The sequence below is a fragment of the Burkholderia sp. Ap-955 genome (assembly GCF_011753045.1).
Taxonomy (GTDB): Bacteria; Pseudomonadota; Gammaproteobacteria; order Burkholderiales; family Burkholderiaceae; genus Burkholderia; species Burkholderia lata_D.
The window spans coordinates 1-18508 of sequence record NZ_VWWH01000009.1; the positions used below are offsets into that span (position 1 = coordinate 1).

18 protein-coding genes are annotated in these 18508 nt (G+C 67.7%); 14 read left to right on the forward strand and 4 right to left on the reverse strand.

Annotated features, from left to right (window positions below):
• On the reverse strand, positions 1-794 hold a 794-nt coding region (locus tag F3J15_RS07635; protein ID WP_166889495.1), incomplete at its 3' end, for a regulator.
• A gap of 150 nt (positions 795-944) precedes the next feature.
• On the opposite strand from F3J15_RS07635, the gene F3J15_RS07640 reads away from it, so the two are divergent.
• The 9 genes from F3J15_RS07640 to ftsB all read left to right on the forward strand — a co-directional run bounded on the left by F3J15_RS07640 (position 945) and on the right by ftsB (position 12019).
• A complete protein-coding gene (locus F3J15_RS07640; RefSeq protein WP_043190315.1) occupies positions 945-2198 on the forward strand; it encodes a lipoprotein-releasing ABC transporter permease subunit in 1254 nt (417 codons plus the stop codon).
• Positions 2199-2253: 55 nt separating this feature from the next.
• Entirely contained in the window at positions 2254-2949 is a 696-nt protein-coding gene (gene lolD, locus F3J15_RS07645; RefSeq protein ID WP_034174517.1) for a lipoprotein-releasing ABC transporter ATP-binding protein LolD, read from the forward strand.
• A 67-nt stretch (positions 2950-3016) separates the two neighbouring features.
• Positions 3017-3805, forward strand: coding sequence for a TatD family hydrolase (locus tag F3J15_RS07650; RefSeq protein WP_089445935.1), 789 nt, complete (start codon positions 3017-3019; stop codon positions 3803-3805).
• 57 nt (positions 3806-3862) lie between these two features.
• Positions 3863-6346: a DNA internalization-related competence protein ComEC/Rec2 gene (locus tag F3J15_RS07655; protein ID WP_166889498.1), complete on the forward strand. Its 2484-nt coding sequence runs from the start codon at positions 3863-3865 to the stop codon at positions 6344-6346.
• Between the two features lie 239 nt (positions 6347-6585).
• Positions 6586-7431 (forward strand): alpha/beta hydrolase, encoded by an 846-nt coding sequence (locus F3J15_RS07660; protein ID WP_166889500.1) that lies wholly within the window; start codon positions 6586-6588, stop codon positions 7429-7431.
• Positions 7432-7612: 181 nt separating this feature from the next.
• A complete protein-coding gene (locus tag F3J15_RS07665; protein ID WP_069248345.1) occupies positions 7613-9271 on the forward strand; it encodes a CTP synthase in 1659 nt (552 codons plus the stop codon).
• Entirely contained in the window at positions 9268-10122 is an 855-nt protein-coding gene (kdsA, locus tag F3J15_RS07670; protein WP_166889502.1) for a 3-deoxy-8-phosphooctulonate synthase, read from the forward strand. The genes F3J15_RS07665 and kdsA overlap by 4 nt, the downstream gene beginning before the upstream one ends.
• Positions 10123-10228: 106 nt before the next feature.
• Entirely contained in the window at positions 10229-11512 is a 1284-nt protein-coding gene (eno, locus tag F3J15_RS07675) for a phosphopyruvate hydratase (RefSeq protein ID WP_011352544.1), read from the forward strand.
• A gap of 81 nt (positions 11513-11593) precedes the next feature.
• A complete protein-coding gene (gene ftsB / locus F3J15_RS07680) occupies positions 11594-12019 on the forward strand; it encodes a cell division protein FtsB (RefSeq protein ID WP_046546044.1) in 426 nt (141 codons plus the stop codon).
• A gap of 90 nt (positions 12020-12109) precedes the next feature.
• Here the strand turns inward: ftsB and F3J15_RS07685 are convergent, their stop codons facing one another.
• The 3 genes from F3J15_RS07685 to F3J15_RS07695 all read right to left on the reverse strand — a co-directional run bounded on the left by F3J15_RS07685 (position 12110) and on the right by F3J15_RS07695 (position 14107).
• Positions 12110-12472, reverse strand: coding sequence for a hypothetical protein (locus tag F3J15_RS07685; RefSeq protein ID WP_166889504.1), 363 nt, complete (start codon positions 12470-12472; stop codon positions 12110-12112).
• 134 nt (positions 12473-12606) lie between these two features.
• The gene (hslO, locus tag F3J15_RS07690) at positions 12607-13557 is read right to left on the reverse strand and encodes an Hsp33 family molecular chaperone HslO (RefSeq protein ID WP_089445930.1); all 951 of its coding nucleotides are present in this window, start codon (positions 13555-13557) and stop codon (positions 12607-12609) included.
• A 25-nt stretch (positions 13558-13582) separates the two neighbouring features.
• Complete coding sequence (locus F3J15_RS07695) at positions 13583-14107, reverse strand: gamma carbonic anhydrase family protein (RefSeq protein WP_071334714.1); 525 nt, start codon at positions 14105-14107, stop codon at positions 13583-13585.
• Positions 14108-14249: 142 nt separating this feature from the next.
• Here F3J15_RS07695 and F3J15_RS07700 point away from each other — a divergent pair, with 142 nt between their 5' ends.
• The 5 genes from F3J15_RS07700 to F3J15_RS07720 all read left to right on the forward strand — a co-directional run bounded on the left by F3J15_RS07700 (position 14250) and on the right by F3J15_RS07720 (position 18506).
• Positions 14250-15107 (forward strand): ferritin-like domain-containing protein, encoded by an 858-nt coding sequence (locus F3J15_RS07700; protein WP_166889506.1) that lies wholly within the window; start codon positions 14250-14252, stop codon positions 15105-15107.
• A gap of 178 nt (positions 15108-15285) precedes the next feature.
• Complete coding sequence (locus F3J15_RS07705) at positions 15286-16176, forward strand: alpha/beta hydrolase (protein WP_166889508.1); 891 nt, start codon at positions 15286-15288, stop codon at positions 16174-16176.
• An 81-nt stretch (positions 16177-16257) separates the two neighbouring features.
• A complete protein-coding gene (locus F3J15_RS07710) occupies positions 16258-17088 on the forward strand; it encodes a 3',5'-nucleoside bisphosphate phosphatase (protein WP_069249326.1) in 831 nt (276 codons plus the stop codon).
• Positions 17089-17161: 73 nt separating this feature from the next.
• Positions 17162-17794, forward strand: coding sequence for an L-threonylcarbamoyladenylate synthase (locus F3J15_RS07715; RefSeq protein ID WP_089445925.1), 633 nt, complete (start codon positions 17162-17164; stop codon positions 17792-17794).
• Between the two features lie 49 nt (positions 17795-17843).
• The gene (locus F3J15_RS07720) at positions 17844-18506 is read left to right on the forward strand and encodes a site-2 protease family protein (protein ID WP_039364721.1); all 663 of its coding nucleotides are present in this window, start codon (positions 17844-17846) and stop codon (positions 18504-18506) included.
• Positions 18507-18508 lie beyond the last annotated feature (2 nt).

Here is an 18508-nt window from a genome sequence, read left to right on the forward strand (position 1 = left end):
GGCGGCGCGCCGGCGTCGGCTTGCGCGGCGCGCGCGAGGCCGAGCGCCGCAGGCGACGCGGACAGCACGCGCGCGAACGGCTTGCCCACCGGCTTCAGCGTGCCCTGCGCATGGAACCAGATCGAATTGACGGCCGGCAGGCCACGCGCCTCGCGGGCCTCGTTGACCGGATGCTGGAACCACGCCATCTGCACTTCGTTCTGCAGCTTCATCCACATCCGCGAGCGCTCGCCCGTATGGGCTTCGTGCGGCAGCCAGATCTCGATGTTGCGGCCGCTCGCGCGCAGCGGCGCGGCGCCGGCGAGGCGGGCGAGCTGCTCGCTCGACAGGTACCAGCGTGATGGGTTCGGCGCCTCGAGCCGGACGCCGAGCTCCTCGATCAGCGGCCGCGCGACCGCGAGCAGCGCGGCGGCGTCGCCTTCGTCGAGTGCGAGGGCCGCCGGATCGACGAGCACCAGGTGATCGTGCGCGATTTCGACGTGGACGGGCTCGACGCAAGCCCACGCGTGCGCGCCGGGATCGCCGCCGTCGGCCAGCAGCATGTAGGGCGCGAGCGGCGCCTCGTCCGCGGCGTTGCCCTGGGTTGCGCCGAACTGGCGGGCCAGCCAGCGCTCGTGCGGCAGCGTGCGCTGGAAGTCCTCGCCGGCCACGCGCTCGACGAGGCTGGCGCGGGCGAGCAACTTTTCGAGCGCGGGGCTGTCCAGCGTGTGCAGGGACGAGGCCGCATCGGCCGCCGACGGCAGCGCGAACGGAACGAGAAAATGGAGGCGTCGGTCGTGCATGATGGTGCGCATTGTATGGCAAACTGCGCGCGTGATCGGGCCGGCTGACGGCCCGTTCGCGTCCGGCGGCCGTTTTTCGACCGTGCCCGGGCCGGTGGCCGCCACCGGGCGGCGGTCCGGCCGCGGGGCGCCTCCCCGCCGTAACCAGCAGAAAGGATTCGCTTGAAACTTCCGTACGAATGGCAGATCGGCTGGCGCTACACGCGCGCCGGCAAACGCACGACCGGTAACGGCTTCATTTCCTTCATCGCACTCGTGTCGATGCTCGGGATCGCGCTCGGCGTCGCGGCGCTGATCGTCGTGCTGTCCGTGATGAACGGCTTCCAGAAGGAAGTGCGCGACCGCATGCTGTCGGTGCTCGCGCACGTCGAGGTGTTCTCGCCGACCGGCTCGATGCCCGACTGGCAACTGACCGCGCAGGAAGCGCGCCGCAATCCGTCGGTGATCGGCGCGGCGCCGTACGTCGACGCGCAGGCGCTGCTCACCCGCCAGGACGCGGTGAGCGGCGTGATGCTGCGCGGCGTCGAGCCGACGCTCGAGCCGCAGGTGTCGGACATCGGCAAGGACATGAAGGCGGGCCAGCTCGGCGCGCTGGTGCCGGGCCAGTTCGGCATCGTGCTCGGCGATGCGCTCGCGGGCAACCTCGGCGTGACGGTCGGCGACAAGGTCACGCTGGTCGCGCCGGAAGGATCGATCACGCCGGCCGGCATGATGCCGCGGCTGAAGCAGTTCACGGTCGTCGGCGTGTTCGAGTCCGGGCACTACGAATACGACAGCACGCTCGCGATGATCAACATCCGCGACGCCGAGGCGCTGTTCCGGATGGCCGCGCCGACCGGCGTGCGGCTGCGGCTGAAGGACATGCAGAAGGCGCCGGACGTGGCGGTCGAGCTGTCGCATACGCTGTCGGGCAGCCTGTATATCCGCGACTGGACCCAGCAGAACAAGACCTGGTTCTCGGCCGTGCAGATCGAGAAGCGGATGATGTTCATCATCCTCACGCTGATCATCGCGGTGGCCGCTTTCAACCTCGTGTCGTCGCTCGTGATGACGGTGACCAACAAGCAGGCCGACATCGCGATCCTGCGCACGCTCGGCGCGCAGCCGGGGTCGATCATGAAGATCTTCGTCGTGCAGGGCGTGACGATCGGCTTCGTCGGCACGGCGTCGGGCGTCGCGCTCGGCTGCCTGATCGCGTGGAGCATCCCGTGGCTGATCCCGATGATCGAGCACCTGTTCGGCGTGCAGTTCCTGCCGCCGTCCGTGTACTTCATCAGCGAGCTGCCGTCCGAACTCGTCGCGAGCGACGTGATCCGGATCGGGCTGATCGCGTTCGCGCTGTCGGCGGTCGCGACGCTCTATCCGAGCTGGCGCGGGGCGAAGGTGAAGCCGGCGGAGGCGCTCCGCTATGAATGATCGCGCGACCGCATTCGCGGATTCACGACAACACAACAAACAGGATTCGGCAGGTATGCAGGAATACGTGCTTCAGGCGCGCGGGATCACGAAGGCGTTCGTGCAGGGCGGCTTCAACGTGCAGGTGCTCAACAACACCGAGTTGACCGTGCGGCGCGGCGAGAAGCTCGCGGTCGTCGGCGCGTCGGGTTCCGGCAAGAGCACGCTGCTGCACGTGCTGGGCGGGCTCGACGAGCCGAGCGCGGGCGAGGTGTCGCTGCTCGGCAAGCCGTTCACGCAACTCGCCGAGCGCGAGCGCAACGAACTGCGCAACCGTGCGCTCGGCTTCGTCTACCAGTTCCACCACCTGTTGCCCGAGTTCACCGCGCTCGACAACGTCGCGATGCCGCTGCGCATCCGCCGGATGACGACCGAGGACGCGCGCGAGCAGGCCCAGGCGATGCTCGAACGCGTCGGTCTCGGCCCGCGTGCGAAGCACCGGCCGGGCGAGCTGTCGGGCGGCGAACGGCAGCGCGTTGCGATCGCGCGTGCGCTGGTCACGAAGCCCGCGTGCGTGCTCGCCGACGAGCCGACCGGCAACCTCGACGGCACGACGGCCGATACGGTGTTCAACCTGATGCTCGAATTGTCAGAGACGCTCGAAACGAGCTTCGTGATCGTCACGCACGATCCCGATCTCGCCGCGCGCTGCGACCGCATCATGCGGCTGCGCGACGGCGTGCTGCACGAGGAGCCGGCGCTGCCGGTGTAAGAAGCGAACGCGCTTGGCCTGCTGCCGGGGTGGTCCCGGTGCGGCGCCAGCGCGCAGGACTGCCGCCATGTGGATCGACACGCACTGCCATCTCGATGCCGCCGAGTTCGACGCCGACCGCGACGCGGTCGCGCACGCGGCGCGCGCCGCCGGCGTGTCGCGCATCGTGATCCCGAGCGTCGGGCGCGACAACTTCACGACGGTGCGCGAACTCGCGCAACGCACACCGGGCGCGGTCTACGCGCTTGGCATCCATCCGATGTATACGCCACGCGCACGCGACGAGGATCTCGACCTGCTGCGCATGGAGATCGAGGCGAGCCTCGACGATCCGCGCTTCGTCGCGATCGGCGAGATCGGGCTCGACTATTTCGTGCCGGGGCTCGACGAAGACCGGCAGCAGTTCTTCTACCAGGGGCAGCTCAAGCTCGCGCGCGAATTCGATCTGCCCGTGCTGTGCCACGTGCGCAAGTCGCAGGATCGCGTGCTCGCCGGGCTGCGCCGTTTCGGCGTGCGGCGCGGCATCGCGCATGCGTTCAACGGCAGTTTCCAGCAGGCTGAAGCGTATCTCGCGCACGGGCTGCATCTCGGCTTCGGCGGCAACGTGACCTTCACGCGCGCGCTGCAGATCCGCCGGCTCGCGGCGCAGTTGCCGCTCGAGGCGATCGTCGTCGAGACGGACGCACCCGACATCGCGCCCGAATGGGCGTACAAATCCCGGAACACGCCCGACCAGGTGCCGCGCATCGGCGACGTGCTCGCCGAACTGCGCGGGATCGACGCCGGCGCGGTGTCCCTATGCACTTCGGCTAACGCGCTCGCCGCGCTGCCGCGACTCGCACTTTCGTCCGCATAATCGTTGCCCTGAGGCGCCGCATGCTCGATGGTGGCGCCGGGTCGACGAGGAGAGGCGATGCGCGTGTGGTGGATCGCGTTCGCGCTCGGCGTGGTCGTACTGCAGCGGCAGGCGACGCTGCCGGGGGCGCTCGCATGGACGATCGGTGCGGCCGTGCTCGTGGGCTGCGCGGTGTTGAGCGTGTGGAGCATGCGTCGCCGGCGTACGCGGGCGACCGTCGCATTCGGATGGATGCTGTGCGCGCTCGTGGCGTGCGTCGTCGGGTTCGGCTACGCGGCCGCGCGGGCCGAATGGCGGCTGCGCGACAGCCTGCCCGTCGAGTGGGAAGGGCGCGACATCGTCGTCACCGGCGTGATCCGCGGGCTGCCCGTGGTCGACGAGACAGGCGCGCGGCTGCTGGTCGCGGTCGAGTCGAACGATGCGGGGCTGAGCCGTTTCCCGCCGTTGATCCGGCTGTCGTGGCGCGCTTATGGCGCATCGGTGACACGCGATCCACTTCCCGATCTGCGCGCCGCGCAGCGCTGGCGTTTCGTCGTACGCCTGAAGCGCCCGCATGCCGAGGCCAATCCCGGCGTGCGCGACAGCGAGGCGGCATGGCTGGCCGCAGGCATTCGCGCGATCGGCTATGTCAGCGCGCCCCGGCGGGCGGAATTACTCGATGAACGCGCATCGGGATGGCGTGCGTCGATCGATCGGCTGCGCGACGCGCTGCGCTCGCGTATCGGCGAGTCGCTCGGCAGCGACGCGGGCCATCGCGGCATCGTCGCCGCGCTCGCGATCGGCGACCAGTCGGGCATCGGCGACGACGACTGGCGCGTGCTGCGCAACACGGGCACGAGCCACCTCGTCGCGATTTCCGGCCTGCATGTCGGGCTCGTCGGCGCGATCGCGGGCGGGCTCGTATCGATGGTCTGGCGCCGCCTGCGCTGGCGCGCGCGGGCCGCGACGCTCGTGTTGCCGGCACCTTACGCGGCCGCGCTCGCCGCACTGGCAGCCGCGGGCGGCTATGCGGCACTCGCCGGCTTCAACGTGCCGGCGCAGCGCGCATGGTGGATGATCGCGGCCGGCGGCATCGCGTATCTGGCCGGGCGCCGCGTGCCGACGTCCGCCGTGCTGTGCGCGTCGCTCGGCGGCGTGCTGCTTGCCGACCCGTGGGCCGTGCTGTCGGCCGGATTCTGGCTGTCGTTCGGGGCGGTCGCGGTGATCTTGCTGGCCGTGGCCGGCTGGCGTGCCGCGCGTGAGGCCGGTGCCGAAGGCGAGGGGGGCGACGGCACGGCCGGCCTGTCGAGCCGGTTGCGCGCGTGGAGTGCACGCGCCGGGCGCCGTATCGCCGAGGCCACGCGCGTGCAGTACGCGGTGACGATCGGTCTCGCGCCACTCACTGCCGCATGGTTCGCGCAGATATCGCTGTCGGGCCCGTTCGGTAATGCGTTCGCGATTCCGTGGGTCAGCTCGGTCGTGACGCCGATCGTGCTGGCCGGTATCGCGCTGCCCGCGCCGCTCGATGCGTATGCGTTCCGGCTTGCGCATGCGGCGCTCGAACCGATGATGACGCTGCTGGGATACCTCGCCGACTGGCCGGCCGGCGTGTTCTGGCTGCGCATGCCCGACTGGCCGGTGCTGGTGCTGGCCTGCGTGGGCGTCGCATGGGCGCTGATGCCGCGCGGCTGGCCGTTGCGCTGGGCGGCCCCGCTCACGTGGCTGCCGCTCGTCGCGCCGGCATCTGATGCGCCACCGCCGGGCGGCTTCCGGCTGACGGTGCTCGACGTCGGGCAGGGCGCGTCGGTGCTGGTGGAGACCGCGCGGCGTACCTTGCTGTTCGATGCGGGGCCGGGCGCGGAGTCGACCCACGCCGGCGCGCGGATCGTTGCGCCGGCGTTGCGTGCACGCGGCATCGCGGCGATCGATTCGCTCGTGCTCAGTCACGCGGATGCCGATCACGCGGGCGGCGCGCCGGCCGTCTATGCGGCTGCCGACGTGCGCCAACTGCTGGCCGGCATTGCGCCGAACAGCCGGCTGTGGCGCGACGCCGCGGCCGCCGGCGTTGCCGACCGGCTGCCGTGCGTGGCCGGGCAGCGCTGGACCTGGGACGGCGTCGCGTTCACGATGCTGTGGCCGCAGGGCGGCCCGGGTGCGGGTACCTCGAACGGGCAGTCGTGCGTGCTGCGCATCGATGCGGGCAATACGTCCGCGCTGCTGACGGGCGACATCGAGGCGCGCGCAGAACGCGAGCTCGTGGCCGCCGCGCGCGACGCGCTGGCCGCGCAGATCCTGGTCGTGCCGCACCACGGCAGCCGCACGTCGTCGGTCGAGCCTTTCCTCGATTCGGTCGGGCCGCGCGTCGCGGTATTTCCTGTAGGCTATCGCAATCGTTTCGGACATCCGCACCGGACGGTTCTCGCCCGTTACGAGGCGCGCGGGATCCCGCTGCCGCGCACCGATCGCGACGGCGCCGTGCGGTTCGACGTCGCGCCGGCCGACGGCGGGTTTGCCTTCGAGCGTCATCGCGACGTTTGGCGACGGTACTGGATGGATCGGTGAGCGCGGCGAAAGCCGGCGTATCAATAAGATGGCCCGGGAGCCGCGCTCGATGCCGAAGCATGGGCCCGGCAGAACGCGAAGCATGGGACCGGAGAAGTTGCTGAAGCACTGACTCCGGCCGACCGCGAAGCATGGGACGAGAGTAAGTGCTAAAGCGACTAACTCTTGTCGACCGCGAAGCATGGGACCGGAGTAGGCGCTGAAGCGCCAACTCCGGTCGACAAAGGAGACATCGGCGTTTGAAGGACATCCTCCACTTCTCGCATGCGAACGGCTTTCCGGCATCGACGTACCGCACGATCTTCGCCGAACTGGCCGACGACTACGAGCTGCGCTACATCGAACGGATCGGCCACGACCGCCGCTACCCGGTGACGCGCGACTGGCCGCATCTCGTCGAGCAACTGCTCGACGACATCGGCAGCCGCTACGAGCGTCCCGTCTGGCTCGTCGGCCATTCGCTCGGCGGCTACCTGTCGCTGATGGCCGCGCTGAAGAAGCCGCAATGGGTGCGCGGCGTCGTGATGATCGATTCGCCGATCATCGCGGGCTGGCGCGCCGGCGCATTGCGCGCGAGCCAGTGGGCGGGGCTCGACGAGCGGCTGTCGCCGGCCGCCGCGACGCGCAACCGGCGTACGCACTGGGTAAGCCGTGACGAAGTCTGGCGGCACTTCCGCGAGAAACCGGCGTTCGCCCGCTGGGACGAACGGATGCTGGCCGACTACATCGACTACGGGATTCCGCAGGCCGGCGCCAACGGCGAGCGCTCGCTCGCGTTCGACCGGCAGGTCGAATACCTGATCTACCGGACGCTGCCGCACACGCTCGGCTCGCGGCTCGCGCACGGCGCGCCGGTGCCGCTCGGCTTCCTCGCCGGAACGCGTTCGCGCGAGGTGCGTCAGGTCGGGCTCGATGCGACACGCCGCGCGGCGCGCGGCCGCGTCGAATGGCTGGAAGGCAGCCACCTGTTTCCGATGGAGCGGCCGCTCGAGACCGCCCGCGCATTGCAGCGGATGCTGAATTCGCTGAGGGCGGCCGAGGGCGATGTGTCGCATGCCGTCACCCCGCTCGCGAAGCGCGCCTGACGCACGGTTCGGCAGCCGGGGCGCCGCCTCCGGCACGCGCGGTTGCACCGGCCGGCGGGCGGCTTTGCCCCGGCGAGCACGGCTGATGCGGGGCGGCGCGAAAGGGCGCGATCATCACGCCAATTGCTGAGAGAAGGGCGGGCTTTACGGTATAATCCGTTTTTCCCGCGAGCATCCAGCGATGACCAAATATGTTTTCGTCACCGGCGGCGTAGTTTCTTCCCTCGGCAAGGGTATTGCCGCCGCCTCTCTCGCCGCGATCCTCGAATCGCGCGGTCTGAAAGTCACCCTCCTCAAACTCGATCCGTACATCAACGTCGACCCCGGCACGATGAGCCCGTTCCAGCACGGCGAAGTGTTCGTGACGGAAGACGGAGCGGAGACCGACCTCGACCTCGGCCACTATGAGCGCTTCATCAGCACGAAGATGCGCAAGGCCAACAACTTCACGACCGGCCAGATCTACGAATCGGTGATCCGCAAGGAACGCCGCGGCGACTATCTCGGCAAGACCGTGCAGGTCATTCCGCACATCACGAACGAAATCCAGGCGTTCATCGAGCGCGGGGCCGCGTCGGCCACCTGCGGTGAGCCGGATGTCGCGATCGTCGAGATCGGCGGCACGGTCGGCGACATCGAATCGCTGCCGTTCCTGGAAGCCGCGCGCCAGATGAGCCTGCGCCTCGGCCGCAACAGCGCGTGCTTCGTGCACCTGACGCTGGTGCCGTACGTCGCGACGGCCGGCGAGCTGAAGACGAAGCCGACCCAGCACAGCGTGCAGAAGCTGCGCGAGATCGGCATCCTGCCGCACGTGCTGCTGTGCCGTGCGGACCGCCGCATTCCGGACGACGAATCGAAGAAGATCTCGATGTTCTCGAACGTGCCGGAAGACGCCGTGATCTCGGTGTGGGACGCCGACAGCATCTACAAGATTCCGCAGATGCTGCACGACCAGGGTCTCGACCGCATCATCTGCGAGGAACTGAAGCTGTCGCCGAAGGACGCGGACCTGACCATGTGGTCGGCGCTCGTCGAGAAGCTCGAGAACCCGAAGCACGAAGTGACGATCGGCATGGTCGGCAAGTACGTCGACCTGACCGAGTCGTACAAGTCGCTGATCGAGGCGCTGCGCCACGCGTCGCTGCACACGTCGACCAAGGTCAACATCGAATACATCGACTCGGAAGAGATCGAGACGAACGGTGTCGACAGCCTGAAGCATCTCGACGCCGTGCTGGTGCCGGGCGGTTTCGGCCGTCGCGGCACGGAAGGCAAGATCGCGGCGATCCGCTATGCGCGTGAAGCCAAGGTGCCGTATCTCGGCATCTGCCTCGGCATGCAGCTCGCGGTGATCGAGTTCGCGCGCGACGTCGTCGGCCTGAAACAGGCGAACAGCACGGAATTCGAGCCGGACACGCCGGAACGCGTGGTCGCGCTGATCACCGAGTGGTACGACCGCGACGGCAAGGTCGAGACGCGCACCGAGGAATCCGATCTCGGCGGCACGATGCGCCTGGGTTCGCAGCGCTGCCCGATCAAGCCGGGCACGATGGCGGAAGAGATCTATGGCAAGGACGTGAACGAGCGCCATCGCCACCGTTATGAAGTCAATAACCGCTTCGTGCCCCAGCTCGAAGCCGGCGGCCTTATCATCAGCGCCCGTACCCCGAGCGAGGATCTGCCGGAAATGATGGAGCTGCCGCGTTCGATGCACCCGTGGTTCGTCGGCGTCCAGTTCCACCCGGAATTCACGTCCACGCCGCGTGACGGTCATCCCCTCTTCAAGTCGTTCGTCGAAGCTGCGCTTGCCAACAAGCAAGCGCGCGGAGTGCAAGCATGAAGCTGTGCGATTTCGAGGTCGGTCTCGACAAGCCTTTCTTCCTGATCGCGGGTACCTGCGTCGTCGAATCGGAGCAAATGACGATCGACACGGCGGGCCGCCTGAAGGAAATCTGCGCGAAGCTGAACATTCCGTTCATCTACAAGTCGTCCTACGACAAGGCGAACCGCAGCTCGGGCAAGTCGTTCCGTGGCCTCGGAATGGACGAGGGCCTGCGGATCCTGTCCGAGGTGAAACGCCAGCTCGGCCTGCCGGTGCTGACCGACGTGCATTCGATCGAAGAGATCGAGCAGGTCGCGTCGGTCGTCGACGTGCTGCAGACGCCGGCGTTCCTGTGCCGCCAGACCGATTTCATCCATGCGTGCGCGCGCTCGGGCAAGCCCGTCAACATCAAGAAGGGCCAGTTCCTCGCGCCGCACGACATGAAGAACGTGATCGACAAGGCGCGCGACGCCGCCCGTGAAGCGGGACTGTCGGAAGACCGCTTCATGGCGTGCGAGCGCGGTGTCTCGTTCGGCTACAACAATCTCGTGTCGGACATGCGTTCGCTCGCGATCATGCGCGAGACGAACGCGCCGGTCGTGTTCGATGCGACCCACTCGGTGCAGCTGCCGGGCGGGCAGGGCACGAGCTCGGGCGGCCAGCGCGAATTCGTGCCGGTGCTCGCACGGGCGGCAGTCGCGACGGGCGTCGCGGGCCTGTTCATGGAGACGCACCCGAATCCGGCCGAAGCAAAGTCGGACGGCCCGAACGCGGTGCCGCTGAACCGGATGGGTGCGCTGCTGGAGACCCTCGGCACGCTCGACCAGGCGGTGAAGCGCAATCCGTTCCTGGAAAACGATTTCAATTAAAGATCGAATGAACCTTGCGACGGCTTCTCGCGTCAGTAGCGAAAGCGGTTCAGGCGCGCGCGCCGTCGCAGTTTGAAGAATCCATCGTCATTCTCAGAGGAAACCCATGAGTGCAATCGTAGATATCATCGGCCGCGAGATTCTGGATTCGCGCGGCAACCCCACCGTCGAATGCGACGTGCTGCTCGAATCGGGCACGATGGGCCGCGCGGCGGTGCCGTCGGGCGCGTCCACCGGCTCGCGTGAAGCGATCGAACTGCGCGACGGCGAAGCCGGCCGCTACAACGGCAAGGGCGTGCTGAAGGCAGTCGAGCATATCAACACCGAAATCTCCGAAGCCATCATGGGCCTCGACGCGTCGGAACAGGCGTTCCTCGACAAGACGCTGCTCGAGCTGGACGGCACCGACAACAAGTCGCGCCTCGGCGCGAACGCGATGCTGGCCGTGTCGATGGCCGTCGCGAAGGCAGCCGCCGAAGAGGCCGGCCTGCCGCTGTACCGCTATTTCGGCGGTTCGGGTGCCATGCAACTGCCGGTGCCGATGATGAACATCGTCAACGGCGGCGCGCACGCGAACAACAGCCTCGACATCCAGGAATTCATGATCGTCCCGGTGAGCCAGCCGACGTTCCGTGAAGCCCTGCGTTGCGGCGCGGAAGTGTTCCACGCACTGAAGAAGATCCTGAGCGATCGCGGCATGAGCACGGCAGTCGGCGACGAAGGCGGCTTCGCGCCGAACTTCGGCAGCAACGACGAGTGCCTGTCGACGATCCTGCAGGCAATCGAGAAAGCCGGCTACCGTGCCGGTGAAGACGTGCTGCTCGCACTCGACTGCGCGGCATCCGAGTTCTACCACGACGGCAAGTACCAGCTCGCGGGCGAAGGCCTGCAACTGTCGTCGGCCGAATTCACCGACTACCTCGCGACGCTCGCCGACAAGTTCCCGATCGTGTCGATCGAGGACGGCATGCACGAAAGCGACTGGGAAGGCTGGAAGCTGCTGACCGACCGCCTCGGCAAGAAGGTGCAGCTGGTCGGCGACGACCTGTTCGTCACGAACACGCGCATCCTGAAGGAAGGCATCGAGAAGGGCATCGCGAACTCGATCCTCATCAAGATCAACCAGATCGGTACGCTGACCGAAACGTTCGCGGCAATCGAAATGGCGAAGCGTGCAGGCTACACGGCCGTGATCTCGCACCGCTCGGGCGAAACGGAAGATTCGACGATCGCGGACATCGCGGTCGGCCTGAACGCCGGTCAGATCAAGACGGGTTCGCTGTCGCGCAGCGACCGCATCTCGAAGTACAACCAGCTGCTGCGCATCGAGGAAGATCTCGGCGACATCGCAAGCTACCCGGGTAAATCGGCTTTCTATAACCTGCGCTAACGCGCTACTATCGGGTTCGTCATATCGACGCCGCTCTGTGCATGTGCGCGGAGCGGCGCTTCTTATATCTGCGGTTCTTACATGCGGCTTGTCACTGTCGTCCTGATTGCCTTGCTGGCGCTCATTCAGTACCCCCTATGGTGGGGACACGGCGGCTGGCTGCGGGTGCATGAATTGCGTCAGCAGCTCGACGACCAGCTCCAGAAGAACGCGGACGAGAAGCTGCGCAACGAGCGCACCGCTGGTGAAGTGCAGGATCTGCAGGGCGGCACGGCGGCCATCGAGGAGCGCGCGCGCTACGAGATGGGCATGGTGAAGGACGGCGAGGTATTCGTGCAGTTCGTGTCGCCGAATGCGCCTGCTGTACCGCTGAACAACACACCGTCGAATACGTCGACGCGCGGCGCCGTGTCCGCGGCACCGGTGCGTGTCGTGCCGAATCCGCAGTCGATCGCGAAGCCGTCGCGGCATCATGGCGGCGACAAGGGCAAGGCCGCGCATCACTGATGCACGATTGCTCGAACCCATTGAAAAAGCGCGGGAAATGCCGCGCTTTTTTATTTCCTGCCGGTAGTCAATCGGCTGAGCGATGCACGCTCACCACCACCATCCCGGGTAGCCGTAGCTGATGCCCGAGCCCCAGCGATTGCCCCATCCGCCGTAATACCCACCGTAGACCGTCACCGGCGGCGGCGAGTAATAGGCCCATGCGCGCGCGGCGGCCTCGGCTGCCATCGCGCTGTTCTGTTCGCGCAGCACCTGCTGGTCGATCTCGTCATAGCGCTTGCGTTCGGCGCTCGACAGCGCGGGCGGCTGGCCGCCCGATGCACCGGGTTCGGGCAGGCGGCTCAGGATCGTGGAAGTCGGCGGGGGCATCGCGCAACCGGCCAGCGCGAGCGTGCCGGCGGCAACGCTCGTCAGGACGATGGCGCGGAACGGACGATGAAGCGGGCGATTCATGTGTTTCTCCTGCAGCGCGCCGACGACGGGAAGCGGCTTGCGCCGAAGTGCGTGACTTCGGCGCGGGAGCCTTGCGTGCGACGCTCGTGCGTCCATTATGCGCCCGTGCCCGCACGTCGGCATCGGGCCACTGATCAGTGACGCTGCTCGGTCGCGGGCGCGATGCCCGTCTCGACGCCGGGTGCCGCGAACAGCTGCGCGACATCGACCGGATCGAATTCATAGCGCTGGTTGCAGAACTCGCAATGAATCTCGACATGGCCGCGCTCGACGATCACGCTGTCGACTTCTTCACGGCCGAGCATGCGCAGCATCGCGCCGACCTTCTCGCGCGAGCACGAGCACTGGAAGCGCGTGCCGGCCGGTTCGAAGTGCTGCACGTTTTCCTGCCAGAACAGCCGGCGGAACACGACTTCCGGTTCGACTTCGAGCAGTTCCTGTGCGGACAGCGTGCCGCCGAGCGTGCAGACGCGCTCCCACGTATCGGTATCGGTTTCGGCGTTACGCGGCACGATGCCGCCGTCGCCCGGCAGCTTCTGCAGCAGCATGCCGACCGCGCGGTCGCGATCGGCCGCGAGCCACATCCGCGTGTCGAGCTGCTCCGAGTGATGCATGTAATGCTCGAGCACCTGCGAGACGGATTCGAGCGGGCCGTCGACGCCGTTCAGCGGCACGATGCCCTGGTACGGCTGCTGGCCCGGCAGCTTGTCGGCCGGGTCGAGCGTGATCACGCAACGGCCGTGGCCGCTCGCATTGACGAGCGATGCGAAGCTGGTGTCGTCGCCGATCGTCTGGGCTGAGTCGCCGGCGAACTTCGCGGTGGCCCGCATCGACAGATCCGAACCGCACTGGACGACCAGCATCTGGACCGGCCCGTCGCCGAAGATCTGCATGATCAGGGTGCCGTTGAATTTCAGGTTCGCGGACAGCAGCGCGCACGCGGCCATCATCTCGCCGAGCACCGTGCGCACCGGGGCAGGGTAGTCGCGGCGGGAGAGCACTTCCTGCCACGTATTGCGCAGCGAAACGATCTCGCCGCGCACGGGCGCCGCATTGAACATGAATTTCTGTAACTGGTCGCTCACTCTTCTTCCTTGAAATCCGTGCGAATCACCCGATCCGCACGAGTTGCTCCTTGAAATGCGCACGCCGCTCGACGTACGTCTTCGCGTTCGTGCGCAGCCGCGCAATGTCTTCCGCCGACAGCTCGCGCACGACTTTCGCCGGTGCGCCGAGAATCAGCGAGTTGTCCGGGAACGTCTTGCCTTCCGTCACGACCGCGCCGGCACCAACCAGACAGTTGCGGCCGATGACCGCTCCATTCAAGACCACCGCCTGGATACCGACCAGTGAACCCTCGCCGATCGTGCAGCCGTGCAGCATGGCCTGATGCCCGATCGTCACGTTTTCGGCAATCGTCAGCGGAAAGCCGGGGTCCGTGTGCAGCACCGCGCCTTCCTGGACGTTGCTGCCTGCACCGACGGTGATCGTCTCGTTGTCGCCGCGAATCGTCGCGCCGAACCAGACGCTCGCATTCTCCTCGAGCACGACCTTGCCGATGATGGCCGCCGTATCGGCGACGAATACGCTTTCGTGGATCGTCGGGGCCGTATCGCCCAGCTTGTAGATCGTCACGGAGTCTCCTTGTCTCTTCGATGAAGGGCGCCGGTAGAATGGCGCGTCTGGTTTGCCCGGCGCATGCGCCGCGGAACAATCGCCTATTGTAAACCGTCGCGTGCGTGCGCTCCCGCGATGCGCACGCAGGGTGTCCCCGTTTATGAGCATGGAGTCTTCTTCTTTCGGCAATGCGTCTGCCTGCGTGCGCCGCACCGCGCTGGCCGCGCTGCGTGACGCCGAACCCGCGGCCAAGGCCGCCCAGGTGCGCGCGCTCTACGACGCACTGCGGGCCGGGCAGGCGGCGATCGCGCCGTCGCTCGAATTGCCCGAACCGGCCGATCTGCCCGGCCGGCCGGCGCGCCCGCCGCTCGTCGAGCCGCGCCAGCTCGAGCGACGCAGCATGCGTTCGCCTGAAGGGCGCGCCGTGCTGCTGCACGCGCTTGCCCATATCGAGTTCAATGCGATCAACCTGGCGCTCGACGCGGTCTGGCGCTTCACGGGCCTGCCGGCCCCGTTCTACGCGGACTGGCTGAAGGTGGCGGCCGAGGAGGCCTATCACTTCACGCTGCTGTCCGACCGCCTGGCGGCTTTCGGGCATGCGTACGGCGATTTTCCCGCGCACAACGGTCTGTGGGAGATGTGCGAGCGGACCAAGGGCGATGTGCTGGCGCGCATGGCGCTCGTGCCGCGCACGCTCGAGGCTCGCGGGCTCGATGCATCGCCGCCGATCCGTGCGCGGCTCGTGCAGGCGGGCGACGATGCGTCGGCTGCGATCCTCGATGTGATCCTGCGCGACGAAATTGGCCATGTCGCGATCGGCAACCGCTGGTTCCGGCATCTGTGCGACGAAGCCGGCCGCGATCCCGTGCCGACCTACCGGCAGCTCGCCGAGCAATACCATGCGCCGCGGCTGCGCGGCCCGTTCAATTTCGATGCGCGCCGCGATGCCGGATTCGAGCAGGCCGAACTCGACGAACTGGCCGCGCAGGACGTGGCGGACGGTAACGCGCCACGCTAGCCGGCTCGCGTTCGGCCGCGCGTCGACTGCCGCCAGCCGACCCGGGTGCCCGGGACGGGGCGCGTCCCGACAGCCCCTGGCGTATGCGCGCCGCTAGAGCGGCGCCTCGATTGCCGGACGCCGGAAAGAGGGCGTCGCCGCTATAATCGAACGATCATTCTTTTTTCTGGCGGCTGCAATGAGTGCCTTGAGTTCTGTTTCCGATTTCGTCACGGTGCGCGGCGTCCAGCTGCATGTCCGGCGCTGGGGCCGGCCCGATGCGCCCACGCTGTTCATGCTGCACGGCTGGATGGACGTCGCGGCGTCGTTCCAGTTCGTTGTCGATGCGCTTGCGGGCGACTGGCAGGTGATCGCGCCCGATGCGCGCGGTTTCGGGCTGTCCGACTGGCCGGTCGCGCGGCAAGGCGGCGGCCACTACTGGTTCCACGAGTATCTGGGCGACCTCGATGCACTCGTCGACCACTATGCGCCGACCGGCGAAGTCAACCTGGTCGGGCACAGCATGGGCGCGAACGTCGTGTGCCTGTATGCCGGCGCGCGGCCGGAGCGCGTGCGGCGCGTGGTCGATCTCGAGGGTTTCGGGCTGGCGCCCGCGCGGGCCGAACAGGCGCCGCGCCGGTTGCGCGGCTGGCTGGACGAGTTGCGTGAACCGCCCGTGCTGCGCCCTTACGCGTCCCTCGACGACGTGGCGGCGCGCCTGACCAAGACCAATCCGCGGCTCGACCCGCGCCGCGCGGCGTTCCTTGCCGCGCACTGGTCGAAGCGCGGCGACGACGGCCAATACCACCTGCTGGCCGACCCGGCACACAAGATGCCGGGCCCGCTGCTGTACCGGCTCGACGAAGTGATGGCCACCTGGGCGCAGGTGCGCGCGAAGGTGCTGCACGTCGAAGCCGTCAATTCGCCGACGCTGGCCCACATCGCGGGCGACATCCCGCTGCCGGAATTCAAGGCGCGCTTCAACGCGTTCCCCGACTGGCGCGAGAAGCTCGTCGAGGATGCCGGCCACATGGTGCATCACGACCAGCCCGAGCAGATCGCGGCGCTGATCGAGGCGTTCTGCGCGTAAGCGCGCGGCGGCAGCGGCGGGGCACGCGGGCGGCGCATTGCCGCGTTGCAGTAGAATGAAGCCTTACCTGCCATGCCGACAATGAACGCCGATCTCCACTGCCATTCGAATGTTTCCGACGGGTTGCTGCCGCCTGCCGACGTCGCGCGCCGCGCCCATGCCGGCGGCGTGACCCTGTGGGCGCTGACCGACCACGACGAGATCGGCGGCCAGGCAGCGGCGCGCAGCGAAGCGGAAGCGCTCGGCATGCGCTACCTGAGCGGCGTCGAGATTTCGGTTACGTGGGCGTCGCGCACCGTGCACATCGTCGGTCTGAATGTCGATCCCGCGAATCCGGTGCTGGTCGACGGCCTGTACCGCACGCGCCACGGCCGCGCGGCGCGCGCGGTGGCGATCGGCGAGCAGCTTGCCACGCTCGGCATTCCCGGTGCGTACGAAGGTGCGTTGAAGTATGTGTCGAATCCCGACCTGATCTCGCGCACGCATTTCGCCCGCTTCCTCGTTGAAAACGGCCACGCGACGTCGACGTCCGACGTGTTCGATCGGCTGCTCGGCGACGGCAAGCCCGGGTTCGTCCCGCACCGCTGGGCGACGCTGCCCGATGCCGTCGCGTGGATTCGGGCGGCCGGCGGCGAAGCCGTGGTCGCGCATCCGGGCCGTTACCGCTATACGCCCGTCGAATTCGACGCGTTCTTCGGCGAGTTCATCGATCTGGGCGGCCGCGCGATCGAGGTCGTCACGGGCAGCCACGCCCCCGACCAGTACCGCGAATATGCGGACGTCGCACGCCGCTTCGGCTTCGAAGCGTCGCGCGGCTCGGATTTCCATGCGCCAGGCGAGGGCCGCGTCGAGCTCGGCAGCCTGCCGCCGCTGCCGCCGGACCTGACACCGGTCTGGGAACGCTGGCTCTGACACCGGGCGGCGGCCTGCCACCTTCGTTGCTGCCGGCCGCGCGCACCCGACTTCTCCCCCTTTACCACCCCCCATGTCCCAGTTCTTCAGGATTCACCCGGAAAATCCGCAGCCGCGCCTGATCAAGCAGGCCGTGGAAATCGTCAGCAAGGGCGGCGTGATCGCGATGCCGACCGATTCGAGCTATGCGCTCGCGTGCCATCTCGACGACAAGGACGCGGTCGAGCGCGTGCGCCGGATTCGCGGCCTCGACGAGAAGCAGCACCTGTCGCTGCTCGTGCGCGACCTGTCGGAGCTCGCCAACTTCGCGATGGTCGACAACCGCCAGTACCGGCAGATCAAGTCGGTGACGCCGGGCCCGTACGTCTTCATCCTGCAGGCGACGAAGGAAGTGCCGCGCCGGCTGTCGCACCCGTCGCGCAAGACGATCGGGCTGCGCGTGCCCGATCATGCGATCACGCTCGCGTTGCTCGAATCGCTCGGCCAGCCGCTGCTCGGCACGACGCTGATCCTGCCGCCGGACGACGAGCCGCTCAACGATCCTGAAGAAATCCGCGAGCGGCTCGAGAAACAGGTCGACCTTGTGATCGACGGCGGCGCATGCCCGCGCGAGCCGTCGACGGTGATCGACCTGACCGGCGACGAGCCCGAACTCGTGCGCGCGGGGCGCGGCGCGCTCGAACCGTTCGGACTCTCGGCCGCGTAAGCGCGTCGTTCCATTTTTTGCGCGAGTGCGCTTGTTACAATAACGCGATATGGATGCTTCCCTGATACAGACCATCGCCGTCTATGCGCTGCCCGTGATCTTCGCGATCACGTTGCACGAGGCCGCGCATGGCTACGCCGCCCGCCTGCTCGGCGACAATACCGCCTACATGATGGGGCGCGTGTCGTTCAACCCGATGCGTCACATCGATCCGCTCGGCACGATCGCGATCCCGCTCGCGATGTATTTCCTGACGGGCGGCGCGTTCCTATTCGGCTATGCGAAGCCGGTGCCGGTGTCGTTCGGCAACCTGCGCGATCCGCGCTGGGGCAGCCTGTGGGTATCGCTCGCGGGCCCGGCCTGCAACTTCGTGCAGGCGCTGATCTGGGGTGTGCTGACCCTCGTGCTGCCCGCCGTCGGCATCGACGAGCCCTTCTTCACGCGGATGGCGTTTGCCGGCGTCAGCGCGAACCTCGTGCTCGGCGTGCTGAACCTGTTTCCGTTGCCGCCGCTCGACGGCGGCCGCATCCTGGCGGCGCTGCTGCCGACGAAGCAATCGATCGCGCTGTCGCGCATCGAGCCGTACGGTTTCATCATCGTCCTCGTGCTGGTCGCGACGGGCGTGCTGACGAACTTCTGGCTGCGCCCGCTCGTCAACGTCGGCTACGCCGTCCTGAGCGCCATCCTGTCCCCATTCGCCTCGCTTCTCTAACG